The 15,756-nt window shown below is 57.2% G+C and carries 15 protein-coding genes, 1 tRNA gene and 1 pseudogene; 7 read left to right on the plus strand and 10 right to left on the minus strand.

Features of this window, described 5'->3' with window-relative positions; translation table 11 throughout:
• The 4 genes from HALAL_RS18830 to HALAL_RS0111475 all read left to right on the plus strand — a co-directional run bounded on the left by HALAL_RS18830 (window position 1) and on the right by HALAL_RS0111475 (window position 4,690).
• Window positions 1–684 (plus strand): type 1 glutamine amidotransferase, encoded by a 684-nt coding sequence (locus HALAL_RS18830; protein ID WP_169732443.1) that lies wholly within the window; start codon window positions 1–3, stop codon window positions 682–684.
• Complete coding sequence (locus HALAL_RS0111465) at window positions 677–3,289, plus strand: bifunctional [glutamine synthetase] adenylyltransferase/[glutamine synthetase]-adenylyl-L-tyrosine phosphorylase (RefSeq protein WP_025274145.1); 2,613 nt, start codon at window positions 677–679, stop codon at window positions 3,287–3,289. Before HALAL_RS18830 ends, HALAL_RS0111465 begins: the two co-directional genes overlap by 8 nt.
• A 53-nt stretch (window positions 3,290–3,342) precedes the next feature.
• Window positions 3,343–4,470: a glycoside hydrolase family 18 protein gene (locus HALAL_RS0111470; RefSeq protein ID WP_025274146.1), complete on the plus strand. Its 1,128-nt coding sequence runs from the start codon at window positions 3,343–3,345 to the stop codon at window positions 4,468–4,470.
• Window positions 4,471–4,616: 146 nt separating this feature from the next.
• Window positions 4,617–4,690, plus strand: a tRNA-Pro gene (locus tag HALAL_RS0111475).
• 1,191 nt (window positions 4,691–5,881) lie between these two features.
• Here HALAL_RS0111475 and HALAL_RS18835 read toward each other — a convergent pair.
• A complete protein-coding gene (locus HALAL_RS18835; protein WP_169732444.1) occupies window positions 5,882–6,178 on the minus strand; it encodes a hypothetical protein in 297 nt (98 codons plus the stop codon).
• Between the two features lie 124 nt (window positions 6,179–6,302).
• Between HALAL_RS18835 and HALAL_RS18840 the strand changes: the two genes are divergently transcribed.
• The gene (locus HALAL_RS18840; protein WP_169732445.1) at window positions 6,303–7,868 is read left to right on the plus strand and encodes a DNA/RNA non-specific endonuclease; all 1,566 of its coding nucleotides are present in this window, start codon (window positions 6,303–6,305) and stop codon (window positions 7,866–7,868) included.
• Between the two features lie 367 nt (window positions 7,869–8,235).
• Window positions 8,236–8,925: a hypothetical protein gene (locus HALAL_RS0111490; protein ID WP_025274148.1), complete on the plus strand. Its 690-nt coding sequence runs from the start codon at window positions 8,236–8,238 to the stop codon at window positions 8,923–8,925.
• Between the two features lie 413 nt (window positions 8,926–9,338).
• Here the strand turns inward: HALAL_RS0111490 and HALAL_RS18920 are convergent, their stop codons facing one another.
• Together HALAL_RS18920 and HALAL_RS19335 are read right to left on the minus strand one after the other, a co-directional pair.
• Window positions 9,339–9,890 carry a transposase gene (locus tag HALAL_RS18920; protein ID WP_051462918.1) on the minus strand — a complete coding sequence of 184 codons (552 nt, stop codon included), beginning with the start codon at window positions 9,888–9,890 and terminating at the stop codon, window positions 9,339–9,341.
• A gap of 14 nt (window positions 9,891–9,904) precedes the next feature.
• Window positions 9,905–10,342: pseudogene (locus tag HALAL_RS19335) on the minus strand (ISAs1 family transposase); the annotation flags it as partial.
• On the opposite strand from HALAL_RS19335, the gene HALAL_RS19220 reads away from it, so the two are divergent.
• A complete protein-coding gene (locus HALAL_RS19220) occupies window positions 10,301–10,426 on the plus strand; it encodes a hypothetical protein (protein WP_281171620.1) in 126 nt (41 codons plus the stop codon). The pseudogene HALAL_RS19335 and the gene HALAL_RS19220 sit on opposite strands and share 42 nt — an antisense overlap.
• A gap of 353 nt (window positions 10,427–10,779) precedes the next feature.
• Here HALAL_RS19220 and HALAL_RS18630 read toward each other — a convergent pair whose 3' ends face one another.
• From HALAL_RS18630 to HALAL_RS19485, 7 genes are all read right to left on the minus strand, one after another.
• Complete coding sequence (locus HALAL_RS18630) at window positions 10,780–11,088, minus strand: hypothetical protein (RefSeq protein WP_156937717.1); 309 nt, start codon at window positions 11,086–11,088, stop codon at window positions 10,780–10,782.
• A gap of 90 nt (window positions 11,089–11,178) precedes the next feature.
• Entirely contained in the window at window positions 11,179–11,883 is a 705-nt protein-coding gene (locus HALAL_RS0111500; protein WP_025274149.1) for a hypothetical protein, read from the minus strand.
• Between the two features lie 332 nt (window positions 11,884–12,215).
• Entirely contained in the window at window positions 12,216–12,716 is a 501-nt protein-coding gene (locus tag HALAL_RS18175; protein ID WP_084471981.1) for a transposase, read from the minus strand.
• On the minus strand, window positions 12,652–13,263 hold the full coding sequence (locus tag HALAL_RS18180; protein ID WP_084471982.1) for a helix-turn-helix domain-containing protein: 612 nt from the start codon (window positions 13,261–13,263) through the stop codon (window positions 12,652–12,654). Before HALAL_RS18180 ends, HALAL_RS18175 begins: the two co-directional genes overlap by 65 nt.
• A 199-nt stretch (window positions 13,264–13,462) precedes the next feature.
• The gene (locus HALAL_RS0111510; RefSeq protein ID WP_025274150.1) at window positions 13,463–14,551 is read right to left on the minus strand and encodes a hypothetical protein; all 1,089 of its coding nucleotides are present in this window, start codon (window positions 14,549–14,551) and stop codon (window positions 13,463–13,465) included.
• Window positions 14,548–15,084 carry a hypothetical protein gene (locus HALAL_RS18845; protein ID WP_025274151.1) on the minus strand — a complete coding sequence of 179 codons (537 nt, stop codon included), beginning with the start codon at window positions 15,082–15,084 and terminating at the stop codon, window positions 14,548–14,550. Before HALAL_RS18845 ends, HALAL_RS0111510 begins: the two co-directional genes overlap by 4 nt.
• A complete protein-coding gene (locus tag HALAL_RS19485; RefSeq protein WP_084472097.1) occupies window positions 14,990–15,661 on the minus strand; it encodes a radical SAM protein in 672 nt (223 codons plus the stop codon). The genes HALAL_RS18845 and HALAL_RS19485 overlap by 95 nt, the downstream gene beginning before the upstream one ends.
• Window positions 15,662–15,756: the final 95 nt, after the last annotated feature.

Consider the following 15,756-nt stretch of genomic DNA (forward strand, 5'->3'; position numbering starts at 1 on the left):
GTGGCAGCAACCGCTCTAGTAATCGAGAACAATCCGAAGCAGGGAATCGGACGCGCCGGAGACTGGCTTACCGAGGTGGGCCTGGATCTTGAGACGCTCCGACCGCACGCAGGAGACCTCATCCCTCGCACCGTCGGAGGATACGACTCCCTCATCGCCCTTGGCGGCGGGCGAGGCGTCGAATGGTCCGAGGAACTCGGGGCTCTCATGGAAACGGCGGTTGCCGACGGCACGCCCCTGTTCGCCATCTGCTCCTCCGCCCGACAACTAGGCGAAAACCTTGGGGGAGAACTCGAAGACACGAAGGTCGCGGAAGCCCGTATGCTGGGCAAACGCGATGCCGCAGGTCGTGACCCCGTATTCGGACCCGCCCCGCTCACCATCGACGTCGTCGCTTGGAGAAGACAGGAACTGGTGCGGCTTCCCGAAGACGCGACCCTACTGGCCGCCTCGCCCCACGGCAGCCAGGACGTGTTCCGCATCGGCGACCACGCCTGGGCCAGCCAGTCCCACTTCGAACTCGACCCCGACCAACTCGCCGAACTCGGCGGCTTCGAACCCGATGCCCTGGACAAGGCCGCAAGTGTCGACACCCACATCGTCGAAACCTGGAAACCCATCATTCAACGCTTCGGACGACTGGTCACCGGACGACGCAAACCCCTCGACCTCATCGATGGCTGACACCGACCTCACGGCTCTGAACGCCGTATCCGACACCCTCAGCGACTTCATCGAACGCCACCCCTCGTACCGCGACGCGCTCGATGACGCCGATCCCACCACCCACATCCGCACCGCCAACGCGGACAACCTCGGCGAAGCATGGAAAATCAACCTCTCCCGCATCGCCATCGACGACTTTCGCGGGACCAGTGACCTCAAAACCACCGTGTCCGCGCTGAGCCGACTCGCCGACACCGTGCTACAGCGCGCCTACGAACTCGCCGTCGACGAGCACCCAGGCGACGCCGAACTGGCCATCGTGGCCATGGGAAAAACCGGAGCGAAAGAACTCAACTACATCTCCGACGTCGACGTCGTATTCGTCGCGACCGGAGACATCGACATCGCCACCCGCCGCGCCGAATACGTCTGTCGCGTCGTCTCCGCCCAAACCTGGCAGGTGGACCCCAATCTCCGCCCCGAAGGACGCAACGGGCCGCTCGTGCGCTCGCTGGAATCCTACCTTCACTACCTACGCGAATGGGCGCACCCATGGGAATTCCAAGCGCTGATCAAAGCCCGCCCGGCCGCCGGAAACCTCGCGCTCGGAGACGAATGGCGGCGCACCGTCGAACCCATGATCTGGGAAACCATCGACCAACCCAGCCTGGTCAACGACGTCCGAGACATGCGGCGACGAGTCGAACGATCCGTACCACCGGCCAAACGCAAACGCGAATTGAAACTCGGTCCCGGAGGCCTGCGGGACATCGAATTCGCGGTACAGCTCCTGCAACTCGTACACGGCCGCGCCGACGCCGCCCTGCGGGTATCCTCAACCTTCACCGCCCTGGAATCCCTCGTCGACGGCGGATACCTGGCCCGAAAAGACGGAGCCGACCTGACCGACACCTACGCCTTTCTCCGCTCCACCGAACACCGCTTGCAACTGCGACGGCTCAAACGCACCCATCAAATTCCCGAGCCCGGCCCGGCCCTGACACAACTGCGACAGAGCCTCGGCTACGTCGCCGACGAAGACTTCGAGCGCGACTGGCGCTTCCACGCCGCCACCGCGCGCCGACTACACGAAAAACTACTGTACAAACCCCTATTGGACGCGGTCGCCTCCATTCCCACCGAGAACCTGCGACTCACCACGGCAGCGGCCTCCGATCGATTGGCGGCACTCGGATTCACCGACCCCGCGACCGCTCTGACACATATACGCCGCCTCACCAGCGGACTCAACCGTACGGCCGTATTGCAACGCAACCTCCTCCCCGTGGTCCTCGACGAACTCGCCGACGTACCGGAACCCGATCACGGACTACTGGCCTATCGCAAAGTCTCCGAATCCCTGGGATCGACCCCGTGGTACCTGCGTTTCCTGCGCGACGCCGGTTCAGTCGACGGACCCAACTCGGTACCGCCGGCCGTGACCCGATTGGCGCGGTTGCTGGGAACCTCCCGATACTTCACCGGACTCCTACAACGCAGCCCACAGGCCCTGCGATACCTCGCCGACGACGCCGACCTGCGACCGCGGGAACGGCAAACCCTCGAAGCAGGTATGCGGGCCGCAGCGTCACGCCACCGTAAACCCGCCGCGGCCATGGCCGCCGTACGCGCGATCCGACGTCAAGAACTACTACGCATCGCCGCCGGCGACCTTCTCGAAGTCATCGACATGACGCAGGTCGCCACCGCGTTGACCGAATTGACCGAGGCCGTCATCGCCACGGCGATGTCCATAGTCAAACGCGATCTGGAAGAGCCGTTGCCCCTAGCGATCATCGCCATGGGCCGGTTCGGCGGAATGGAAATGTCATACGGATCGGACGCCGACATCGTAGCCATACACAATGGAAACCCCCGGCGAGCCATCGAAGTCGTCTCCCAAATGCGGGACCTACTCAGCGCACCCTCCAACGAACCACCACTGGAACTCGACTTCGGGCTTCGTCCCGAAGGCAAGGGCGGAGCCCTGGCGGCCTCCTGGGAATCCTATCGACGATACTTTGATCGGGGACGTGCTCAGCTGTGGGAACGCCAAGCACTGCTGCGCTCGCGAGTCGTGATAGGCGAAGCGCAGCTCCAGGAGGATTTGCGTAAATTCGTCGATTCAGTGCGCTATCGGCCTGGAGGACTGAGCACCGAGGAGTTGACCGAATTCCGTCGGCTTAAAGCCCGAGTCGATACCGAACGGCTGCCCCGGGGCGCCGATCGCTCCACGCACACCAAACTGGGTCGCGGTGGTCTGGTCGATATCGAGTGGGCCGTCCAGCTCCTTCAAATGCGATATGCGACGGTCGCAGAGTTGCACACACCGTCGACGCTGCGAGCCTTGCGTGCGGCTTGGGACGCGGAGATTGTCGACGAAGAGCAGTATTCCACCTTGGCGGACGCGTGGATTCTGGTGTCGCGCGTAAGAAACGCCATGATGCTGACCCAAGGCGCCCCACGCGATCAGATTCCGCCACTCGGGAAACAGCTCAATACCCTCTCGCAGTATCTGGGATACGGGTCCGACTCCGAGGAATTCCTGAACGACTATCGTGCTCTGACCAGGCGAGCCCATAATGTCGCGGTCGATGTCATCAACCGCGAGGCGGAACTGTAAGGTATGTGAGGTATTATCTCATATCGCGTTCCATTTTCTGGGAGAGATGCACAATGAACACCAATCCCCAGCTACCGATCTATGCGTACTTCCCCGAGTGGGGAGCCGCGAACGGATTCTTCGCCAAAAACCTCGATGAATCAGGCGCCGCAGCGCAGATCACCCACATCCTTTACGGTTTCGGCAATGTGGTTGACGGAGAGGCCGTCATGCACGATCCGTTCGAGACCTACCAACGCCCGTACACGGAGAGCGAGGCAGTCGACGGAAAGGCGGACGGCGACGGTGACGACCTGAAAGGGCACCTGGGGCAGCTCCGTAAACTCAAAGCTCGCTACCCACATGTGAAAGTGTTGTACTCCTTTGGAGGGTGGGTACTGTCGCCCGGGTTTTCCGACGCGGCAAGTGATCCGGAAAAGTTCGCCGAGAGCGCCTACCGGCTTCTGCACGACTCACGCTGGGCGGACGTATTCGACGGAATCGACATCGACTGGGAATACCCCAATGCCACGGGGATCGCAGCCGATACGTCGGGGCCGCACGCCTATCCCGACCTCATCAAGACATTGCGCCGCCGCTTCGGGGGCGAACTGGTCACCAGCGCTATCGGTGCCGACGCTTCGTCGGGAGGTATCCTCGACGTCGGCGGCTACGACGAAGCGGCCCCCTATATCGACGCCTACCTGTTGATGACCTACGACTATATGAACGGAAACGACACGGCCGTGGCACCGCATTCGGCCTTGTACGACTTTGACGGCAATCCCAAATCTCCGGCTTGCACCGAGACCTCGGTCGACAAGCTCATCGCACTAGGTGTTCCGCCGGAAAAGATCTACCTCGGGGTTGGGCTGTACGGGCGCGGCTGGAAGGGTGTGCCGACTGGTACTCCCGGTAGTGTCGCCACCGGGCCCGCGGACAGCGACGGTGAACCGGGAGCCGCGACGTACCGGTGGCTGCGGGAAGCGGCCCCCGCCACCAATATCGTCGGAGGTACGGCGTACGCCTATGACGGCGACGCCTGGTGGGGCTACGACACTCCGGAGACGGTGAAGGCCAAAATGGCGTACGCTCGCGAAAAAGGGCTTGGTGGGGCGTTTTACTGGGAATCCAGCGGCGACACCGATAATGCGGACATGGCTCGCGCGATGCGCAGTGGGATCGACGGTGCCCCCGAATAGCCTCTTACCGTTTGCCGGTTCGGAACAGTCGGCCGGGTCACCACCTCCCGGCTCGAGGTCGAAGCAGGTGGTAAGGTACCATGGTTTCTGGTTCGCCGCAATGCACTCGCAACGGCGACTTCGATACGGATATCAGTCGATATCCACGGGAAGTGGCGCAGCTTGGTAGCGCACCCGCTTTGGGAGCGGGGGGTCGCAGGTTCAAATCCTGTCTTCCCGACCGCAAATGCCGAGTTCAGGAGATAATCCTGGCCTCGGCTCCAAAATTTGGACGGTTCCACGGTTAGCATTTGGTTAGTTGGATTCTACGGCATCTGTCAACGCGATCCAATACGGTCCGGCACGATTCTGGGGCCATCAATCCCATGTTCTTGACATTCTGAAACCTGTTTAGGTGCGTTTGATTAGAGTGATGATGAGGTTGTTTCTCATACAGCTGTAGTCACCCACATAGCTATGGAAACCAGGATTATCGTTGAAACGCTCGTCATTGTCGCCCCCGCAGAGGTAAACAGAGGCACCGCGTCGCCCTTAAATTCAGCTGAATATGACTTGGGCATCGACACTTTGGCCTATCAGGTGTTGATTATACCTGGAAGATAGGTGTTTCCATAGGATCAAAAATGTCATATTATGAACCTCATTCGAGAATCTTTGCGCCCCAATACACTCCAAATCCCGGTGAACATTAATCAGGAGAGTCTATGAGGTCGGACATATCGTATCCCCCTTCCGCGACACCACGCTCGAATAAGGTTCCATTGTTGTGGATTGCAGCTGGTTGCACAGTACTGGTGCTCGCATCTCTGGTAATCGTGGTCTTGGATAATGGGTTTGAGGGTAGCACCGGAGTGATCGAGGATGACCCGGCTGCCGTTTTCGTCGACGCTCCGGCCGTCTCCTTCGCCTACACCTACCGCGCTCCCGACGGGGTAGAGTCCACCGGTTGGTTCATCGTCACCGACGACGGCCACGCTATCGGTTCCGTCTCCGACTCCCATTCCGGCTCAGCAGATCTCCAGATAACTCCTGACGGCACCGTTGCCTGGGGCGACGAGTCATGGTGGGGTCGACGCTCGCCCGGCGAAGCCACTGCCCTAGCCGACAAGTGGGTTCGCCCAGACGACGGTGCCGCTTTCCCCATCGACGTCACCGAAGACCTCAGCCCAGGCGCCATCGCCACCCTAATCTCGACGATCGTGCAACATGGTGAGGACCTTCCAAATATCACGTCGGTCGGCGGGATTCCAGCCCGCGCCCTCACCTATCAGGATTGGACGCTTGTCCTGTCTGACACGATGCCTACAGAGGTTCTTCGGCTCGAGGGGCCACTAGCCAATAGCCTTTTTCAGACCGTCGGAAGCAACGAACCTGCGGCGAGGTCCGTCCCCGCAGGTGGCGGCGTAGACGGCTACAGTACCCAACCCGCCTTCAGAGCCCCCGGTAGTGGAGAAGGCCATGCGACCTTGGAAAAGCCCAGCCGGGCCCCATCCTCCACCGCTGACCACGTCAGCCGGATGTCGAACGACACGTACTCGGGAAAGAACACGTCCCGAAACCCCGACCCCAACACCAACCCTTCCGCAGAAACCGATGAACCGACCCCACCTCCAGCCCAGGCTGAAATGATGGTGGACAAGCCTAAGTTGACGCCCTCCCTCAATATCTCCACCACCTGTAGTTCGCCGACCTGTTCTTGGTCAGTCACCGTCACCAATTCTGGTCAAGGCCCGGGCAAAGCCGTGGTGTATGCCAGCGCCACCCCAGGGATGGGGTCTCGTACACACGACCTTGGCACAATTCAGCCAGGAGACAGCAAAACGACCCCGACGATGAATTTCTCCAATCCGGCACCGACTCCGCGTCCCGGGGAGACGACCAGGGTAACAATCAATTACTCGGCTTTTATATATTCGCCGACGGTCCACGGCGCTAGCGAAGAAAAGTATCGGAAACTAGCCAAACGGCTCGATAACCCCATTGACCGAGCGAAGCTCGATACGGCACTCGAAAACGTATCCGACGGTTTCAAGTCCACTGTGATCGGCTCCGTCTCACATATGCTTGACGAAAACGTTGATCCTACCGGAGCTGTGAGAGCAACGGATTCGGCTGTGGATATCGACGTCGGCGACAACGATTTCAGTCCTCTTCCACAGCAGCAACGGTTGGCCGAGGCAGGCGACCGGTTCAACGGATGGTCGACCATAGCTTCACACCAGAACAACACTTTTGCCGATGACTACCCGATTTATCAAGAAGCCCTCGACACCGTTCTGACCGAACTGGCGAACCCCGCTCAACCGACCGTCACTCTTACCACTACCACCGACTCCGACAGGCAGATCACTGCGGCCCGGGTTCTCAGCGACCGGGAAAACCCGAAGGATTCCAAGTGCTACCTGATTGTTGGTGACGGTGGAAAAGACCTGAACACCGTCGTGGACGATGCCATGACGGTGCTGTCAGCCAAACCTGACAGCCGGTTCGGCAAGTCACTCAACAACGACTGCCGGTCGGTCGTCACAATCGTTGCGGGCAAGAACGACACGGCTCTACAACCGGAGAGGATTGCTCCGGATGCTCAATCCGATCGCAAGACGCTAACTCAGAGATTGCGGAAAAACCGCGACAAATCCACAGCCTGTAGGGGCACTGGCCCGAAACCCTCCCGGCTTCGGATCCAAAACCGCACCGGTGATTTCGAATGGACCAGCGAGGAGCTGTGCGCAGCCACCGTGCCTACCACACCACAGCAGGATCTGGACCAGCTAAATTCTGCCGACATTGACCAATCTGTGTGGGAAGACCTGAAAAAGGAAAACATTGTCGTGGTCAATGACGCCGGGAAAGTTGAGGAAATTAAGTTCTCTAAAGAGGGAAACTGCAAGACTGTCCGATCATACGGGAATACTGATAGGAGAAGGGAGGGCAGTGACGACAGCCGCAAAGGCGGGACAATAGCGTCGGGGGCCGCCGCACATCTGTGCGCCCCTGTGCCTGAGGGTGAACCAGCGAAGCGCTACAAACCGTGGGATTGGCCCAAAAACAACGAGGTGACGGAAAAAGGCCAATATACGTACGCTCGGTGTCATCTGCTTGGCAAACAGCTCAGTGGGTATGGAAAATTGGATAACCTGGTGACGTGTCTGCATGAACCCACTAATAACACGGCGATGAGGCCGTTTGAAACTGACGTGAAACGGCTCATCAACGAAGGCGCTGAAGCACTATATGTGTCCGTCCCTGTCTTCCGTGGCGAGACACAGGACGACTCTCGACATCCGCCGCTCTATGGCATCCGAGTTCTCGTCATCTATAAAGGAGGCGGAATGCAGGATTATTGTTTCCGTAACATTTACGAAGCTTACAGCGGTTTTCCCGGAAGCTACTGTTGAACAGGAACTTTGAGGATATACGAATCGTGGTGCAGCCTTGAAAATGTGACTGTCAGATGGCGGTCCTCTTGATTAGAGAACTTAAGCCCGGGGACAGAGTTAGAGGTAGGAACGAGATGATATTTCGGTTTTCGGTGAAGATACGTCTCGAATTCACTCGCGTGGCAATCGATGGAGTCACAGAGAATGGTCGAGCGGTCAAATGAGTGCTAAGAACATGAAACTGCTGCCCCTCCTCCACCGTCGATTGGTGAAGGACCGTACGTAGCTCAATTGGGCGTCTTCCTGGGTAAAAGCCCGAACAAAGGACTGTGGCTCTCTTCGATGGACCTGGCGACAATATCTACTACACTTTGAGGACAAACCCATGCTGCGAGACTTCGTCACCCTTGTGGGTGAACCCGAGATTGATCCGGGTCCTCCCCAATACGAAAAATTCAGCAATGAGACCGGTATCAATTTGCCCGATGACTATTGCGCGTGGGCGGCTCACTATTCAGCCCTGGAAGTCTGTAATGAACTTTTGGTGGCCAACTTTCTCTCCCACCGGGAGCGATGGACTACACGTAACAACCATATGTCCGTTCTGAGGGGGCTACGGGCCGCACGGGACGCGACTCCTGAAGCCCGCGTCTGCGTATTCGACGCCGCCAACAGGCCGATTGGGCCACAACCTTGGCCACCGCTCTACCCGGAAAAAGGTGGGCTCTTTTACTGGGGTGGCGATCAAAACGGTGCCATGTATCTCTGGGATACCCGCAATCAAGACCCGAACCGGTGGACGGTGGTGGTGTACGACGGCACGTGGCAAGAGTTCGAATGTGGATTCCTTTCGTTTCTGGTGAAGCTCCTGCAGGGAGAATTTCGTGAATCGCCCATGTTTATAGAAGGTTGGCCATGGATTCCGGCAATCAAAGAGGCCAGGCCTCTTCCTCATGGCGAAATCGACTGGCACGTGCCTGCCCGGTGGGCTTCCTATTTCGAGGAGTATGAAGAACGCCAAAACGACGTATTCGACGACTGGGAAGACTTGTCGTGGGTCGACCGCTATCGGTAGATCCGAGACGCTTGATCGGGCTGTCTAAAGGGATACGCAGCGGTGTCATCCACGTCCTGCGCGGAAGTGCTTTCCAACTCTTGCGGAAGGAAGCGGATACAACGGAAGATCAGGCCCAGAGCCATTGAGTCTGATTTGCTACTAACCGGCAGACTTTCGAATGGAGTCGATGACGATGAGCCTATCATTCGCATTTTTCCAAGAGTCCAGTCATCATTGCGGGAACGGATATTGGGCTCTCAGTATATTCGATCGAACCCTGTGTCGCTTAGTTTCTCCAGTTCCAGCACTTTTTTGGGGGTGTCTCCAGGGCGTGTTGGAGTTCCGGGATCGTCCTGAAGTGACAGAGCGTGATCGGTTGGGGTGCCAATAAAAGCAGGCACGGTCCCCTGCTAGGGCGGTTGGAGTTTCGGTTATGGGGTGATTCCGAGTGCGGGGAGGGCTCGTTCGGGGTTCTTGGCGTTGTGGCGGCAGGCTTTGGCGATGTTGATAGCTCCGTTGAGTCGGAGGGCGCCGATGGCGAGGTTGCGGAGTCCGGCCATGGCGCGTGGGGCGTTTCCGGTTGAGACGGTGGAAGCGTCTTCCCGGAAGGTGCGGTCGCGGACGTGGTGGGAGCGGTTTTCAATGGTCCAGTGTCGTCTCATGTAGTGGTTGATGTGTTCGGGTATGGCCAGGTGGGCGGGGAGGTTGGAGACGGTTTCGCGGGTTTCTTTTGTTCGGCCTGCTGTGCGGCGTCGGTGTAGCTGAATGGCGAGGTTGGCTCCGGGTAGGCGTAGCGCTTTGATGGTCTCGTCGACGCAGGTGACTTTGACCGACCGGGTTTCTTTCCGGCCGTGTTGGTTGTCTGAGGTGGTGTGGCCGATGGGGGTCGTGTTCCATGGCAGGGCCTTGAGCGCTTGGTATTGCAGCTTCTGATTGTTTTTACGACGGCGATATAGTAGGTGTTCTTTTCTTCGTGGACCCACCGCAGTAGCTTTTTGACGGTGTGGAGGGCGTCGAAGGTGAGAACGGAGCCGGTCAGATCAAAGGACTCGAGGAGTGGTATAAATCCGGTCGTTTCGTTGGTTTTTGTCCCGACATCGTGTTGGGCGTAGGTGATCCCGTCGTCGTGGGTGACCAGGGACAAAAGGTGGCGGCGTTGGTTGCCTCGGGCGGTGGAACCTCTGAGGCTTTTGCCATCCAGGGCCTTCGCGGCCAGGAGGTGTCGTGTGCCGAAAGGCGGAGGGGAGTTGTCCTGGTCGACGTTTTGGTTCAGGGAGATCTGGTGGCGGTCGATCAGCCACTGGCCTATGGCCTGATCCAGGGCGTCGGCGTCGATGCGGGTGAGGATGGTGGTGATGCAAGCGCGCGAGGGTGACGTGCGCAGTTGGAACGGATGATACCGGAATCCCAGCTGTTGAAGGAGGTCGTCACCCAACTCGTCGGCTCATTCGGCGATCTCTGCGATGGTCGCGGCCCCGCAGGAGACAGCGACGGCGGTGACGGCCAGGACCGAAGCTAGCGGATACTACCGGCCTCGTCGCGAACGGGGATCAGGCACAAACTCGAGATAATCGCGCAAGTCGGGGAGATCGTCACGCTAGAGGTCACCCGCATGCGACAAGACAGCAGAAACTTGGGACGATGAGAATGAGGGCACGGTTTCTCCTTGAGCATCATACGATTTCGACACTCATATGATGAGGGAGACCGTGCCTGCTTTTATTGGCACCCCAACCGATCACGTTCTGTCACTTCAGGACGATCCCGGAACTCCAACACGCCCTGCCGGCCCAGCCCGATCAGGTGTCCCCACCAAAGGGGGAAGCTCCCATACTTTTAGAGAAAGCATGTCCGATACACACTAAGAACCATCTAGTTCCGGTTCAATAACTCGTTAACTACAGTTTCATCACTTTCATAGAAGGTCTCTTCTGCGCCCGGCCAACCAAATGTAAACCGAACAAAAATACAAACTTGTACAACGAAAATTATTCCAGCAATCCAATAGAGAACTCGTACGACCTTTGGCCGGTTTTCAAGCCCATTCTTAGACAGAATATAAGCAGCTATAAATCCACCCATTGGCAACATATATGCAAGAAAAACTACCGCTACAATTCCAAGTAGAGAGATAAATGCCTTCGATTCACTACTACGTTCACTAAATTGGTCGTTAGCCATCAACTTCCCTCTCTAATATATATGAGCATGATGGGGCCACACGGGCGGCAGCCCCATCATGCTGCCATACATTGACTCTTAAGGCATCAGTCAGCACAAGCTGCATGTATGCCGATATATCTCCCCATTATGGTAGATATTCACATGGATGCTGAGGCCCCAAGATCCTTTCCAATCGCCGACCCCTGATGAAACGGTGAACCTGTACCACTCTGAAATAGCTGTGTCCGGGAGATCGTATCTCTTTTGCGTGTAGCAACCATCACCAGAAATACTCACAAGATATGTATGCTTTACGTAGCATGTATGGTACCCTGTTTTGTTGAACTTTTCACTAGTGGACCAAACGTTTCCGTTGTTGTCGTAAAATGCAGTGCCCTTGTGCCTAACCGAAAACCAGTTAAGCGTGTCGTCGAGAGTTTGCGACCAGGACTTCGTGTAAATCGTGCGTGCCGCTGCGACATCTTGGAGCTCTTCCCCATTATCAGAGGTCAAGCCGCTAGCCGCTTCAATTTGCTCTGATGTGGCGACTTTTTCTTCCGACACAGTGACTTCAGATACGACATCACAATTGCCGCCACGCTGATTGGCAACCTCGATAGGGCAGTCGGTTGAGATGGTTTCGCGGACTGATTCCGCGTCGACATTTTCTTTTTGAACTTGCTCTGCTGATGCTGCACCAGCAGGGACAATCACTGCCAAAAGCGCCGTGGCGACAACGATCATCAATCGCGTCGAAACCATCTTAGAGGATTTTACTGCTTTCGCGAGAAGAGACACACTGGTTGGTGTCATTGCATTCCTATTCTAGTTGGGGGGTATAGAAGATCTTTTAGCATCATGTATCTATAACTAGACACATTCGCTATAGATGACTTCTATATGTCGCTATGCAACGTAACATGACAATATTACACATCATGTAGGCGGACAGTGATAATGGAGATACATACCACTACTACTGAATGGATTATCATCAATACTGTTGTCAGAATAGGTGTCTATGAAGGCGATTTCCAAGGTAGTTTTGAAGGAGTGCTTGTTCATAGCGTCGTTTGCGTGGACGGGATGCGGTACCTAAGCAGGGCGTTGCCAAAGTGTTAATTGACGAATCAGCTATCGACGAGTCAGTTAATGGTTTCTACGGTGTATTGGACGTGTGGGCCGCGAAAGTTCCCTTGGATGATCCTCGGCAGCTTCGGAACCTGTCTGAAGAAGCCGGTCACCTCGGCTCGCATCTCGTTGATGGTCCGGTCTCCCAGATTTCGTTTCAGGTCGGCGTTGACCAGCTCGTCGGGGTTCAAGTGCGGGGCGTATGAGGGTAGGAAGTGCACCTCGATCTCGTCGGTGTTGGCGGCGGCCCGGTCTCGGACGGTTCTGGAGCGGTGGACGGAGTGCCCGTCGAGGATGAGGTGGACTTTCCGGTCGGTTTGGCGGATCACACGCTTGAGGAACTCGATGCACGAGGCGACTGTGAAAGTGCTGGCGCAGACGGTGAAATACTTCTTCCCTCTGGGGCTGATGATGCTGATGGCGTTGACGCCAAATCGATTGCCTGTGTCGTCACGGACGGGAGTCGTGCCCCCGCTCTGCCCAGGTCCGTCCGCCGAGGTGGTCGTTGCGGACACCGACCTGGTTGCCGAAGTACACGTCAGCGCCTTCGGCCTTCGCTCTTTTTCTGATGGCGGGGTAGTCCTCGCGCCTCCACTTCTCCGTCGTCTCTGGGGCGGCTTTCCTAGCGCGACGGTCGGGGCGCTGGAGTGACAGGCCCAAGCGCCTCATCACGTTGGTCAACCCGCCCGAGGAGAACGTGACTCCGTAATGGTGCTTGATGACCAGGCCGATCTTAGGCTTGGTCCAGAGGACACCGTCGAGTTCGAGGGCATCGGGATTGTAGTTGATGATCGCCTGGCGGATCGCGGCTTCCTCTGAGTCGGTCAGGTACCGGCGGGCCCCGACCGGGCGAGCTGGCTTCCCGGAATCGAGACCGTCCAGGTCGCTGTCCTCGATCTTGGCTCGCCAGTTGCCGATCGACTTTGTGGAGACGCCGAACAGCTCGGCGGCCTCGTCATTGGGCATCCCGTCGAATACTGCCGCCATGCAGTGTTTACACAGGTCCTCCTGAGCGACAGGAGACAGCTTTCTCATGCCTTGCTTCAGAGCTCCGGCGTCCATGACATAGATAACGAACCAGAAACCTTAAAGTGATGGGTCGATATATTTAGTATATGGAACTATTATTCATTGTTAGATCAATTGTGTTCATTTGCCATTGCCCAGGGCCGCGCCTTGACTGTTGCAATTGATTTTGCGGTGATGGGGGGCTTGTGGCGTGGCCACGTGCATTTAGGCGCTCGCCGGGGGCTGGGCATTGTCATGTCCGTGCTTGCTCGACCGCACGTTCATACAGATCTACATGGTTATGGAGTAGGCCTTGGTGTTCGACTTCCCGATACTCAAGGAATTGTGGGTTTGGTAGGAAGTTGCGGTCGAGCAAGACGTCCTGTGCCCTGAGCAGAGCTTCGAGAAATTGTTCTCCTTGCAGGTACGGGTTGCCTCCGTCCCAGTCGATCCACACCGGGTCGGGTACCAAATTGCCGTGTCGGGCATGTTGCTCTGTCAGATAGCCGACGGGTGGGACGAGCGGTAGGAGCCCAAGATCGAAGGCGAATTCGAGCTGTCCGGAATGACTGCCCCAGCGATAGGGGAGTACTAGGCAGTCTGACTCCAGCGCCATTTCAACTAGGTTCTCGTCGCTTGGATACGGTTTCATCACGGTATTAATGCGTTGATCCGATTGGAGAAGCGCTATGAGGTCGGAAGGCCGGTATTCTTGCCTGGCGAAATCAATCGCGCTGAGCGCGCGCAGGAGCACATTGAACGTTGCGTGTGTGTGAGTCAACCCGAGTGACCAGTTGGCGAGAGTGGATAGGTGGTCTCGATTTGGTCGCATGGCCCCATACATGAAGTATCTTGGGGCAGTGCTGTGGGTCCGGCTTCGACCGGCCACCAGAGCAGGCGGTATCGCGTATCCGAGTGGTAGGGAGCAGACTTCTTCAGATGGCGAATATTGGCTCTGTAGATCGCGAGCGGCACCATCGGATGTCGTCGTCCAGAAGACGCCGTCTTGGGACAGTAGTGCGTAGCGTTCAGCGAGAGCTTGATCGGTGGTGAACATGGCATGGAGGTCGTGGACTGTAAGGACGATCCCCGTTCCTGATGTTCGGCAGACGTCGATGAGATGTTCCAGGTCGTCAAGTAGCTCGAATTCGATGTGGTGCAAGTGGATGACGTCTACCCAGTCCAATGGTTGATGGTTGAGAATCCACTTGGCAGTGAGGGCTGTCGGAACAGTGGTCGCGTGTATGTTCTGACCATTGACGATAGTAAAGTCGGTTGATTGTAGTTTCCACACGTAGGCGGTGCGTGCTGGAATATGGGCGATGCGGAGTGGGTTTGTCATGTGCGAGCCCGGATGTTGAATCGTGTGTGTTGGTTCGTGGCTTGCTCATAGAGGTGCTGGAACGGCAAGTTCAATACGTTGCCGATGATTGGGTTTTCGGTCGTTGTGACACTGCCGGTCTCGATGCTCAACCGACCGTCGGCGAATAGCCAGAGCCTGAGTGGATAGGGTTCGTCCTCGCTTCGTGTCGGTTGGGCGTAGAAAGCGATCTCCTTATTGAGGCGTTGATGAGCCTGTGTGGCAGCTTCGTCAAACGATTGGCGGTCGTAGTTGTAGATCGCGGCTTTGCGCTCATTGGGGCGACCGATCGGCCTGTACTGTGACACGAGCCAGTATTCGACTCTGATCCGGTCATGGAGACCATTGATCAGTCCGGCAAGTTCTGACAGCTTTGTAACGCTGTTTGGCGAAGTGAATGTGTTGATTCCGAGCGTGTGGTTACCCTTTTGGAGAAGCTCGATATTGTCCCAGAACCGTTCGAAATAGCCGTCCCCCCCGAAACCAGTCGGCTGTGGCGGCGTTGGGTCCGTCAAGCGCCAGAGTCACGACGTCGATCCATGGAGCAATGGCGGAATGTTGTTGGCTTAGAAGGAGACCGTTGGTATGGACATTCGTTTCGAAACCAAGGTCTTTAGCGTGTCGTAGCGCAGCGGTGATGTGGTTGTCATATGGCATGAGTGGGTCACCACCGGTGAATACAATACGTCTTACTTGGGGGACGGCGGCTACAGCGTCGAGCACACGGCGCACTGTCGCAGGATCGGATGAGATGCGGTTGCGATCCCGGTAGCAGAACTTGCAGACACCCGGCGAATCCTCAGCGGAATTAAGGTCCCATGCGTTGCAGTCAGTATTCAAAAGAAAATGGACGATCTCCGGTCCATCTACTGTAGACATTGCGGCCCTTTCGATTGGAGTCAACATCAGGGTTGCAACGATCGAGGAGCGGCGGAACGATCTGACTCTGAATCGGTGCTGCACTCCTATGCGGGATTCAGTGCGGTAGCAGTGCAGTCTCCGATCATTCCGGCCGACGACGGCTTCGACGACGATGAGGACATCACGTTCCCAACGGGAGGAGCCGACGTATGCCATCCACCCCAGCACCATGGACCGACGAAAGCATCATTCAACAGCACATACCACTGTCTGAAGAATCGTGCCCGACACTGTCCGCTCCACTCAAACGCGTACTCCGGCGGATC

The organism is Haloglycomyces albus DSM 45210, assembly GCF_000527155.1.
In the GTDB taxonomy this organism is placed as follows: Bacteria; Actinomycetota; Actinomycetes; order Mycobacteriales; family Micromonosporaceae; genus Haloglycomyces; species Haloglycomyces albus.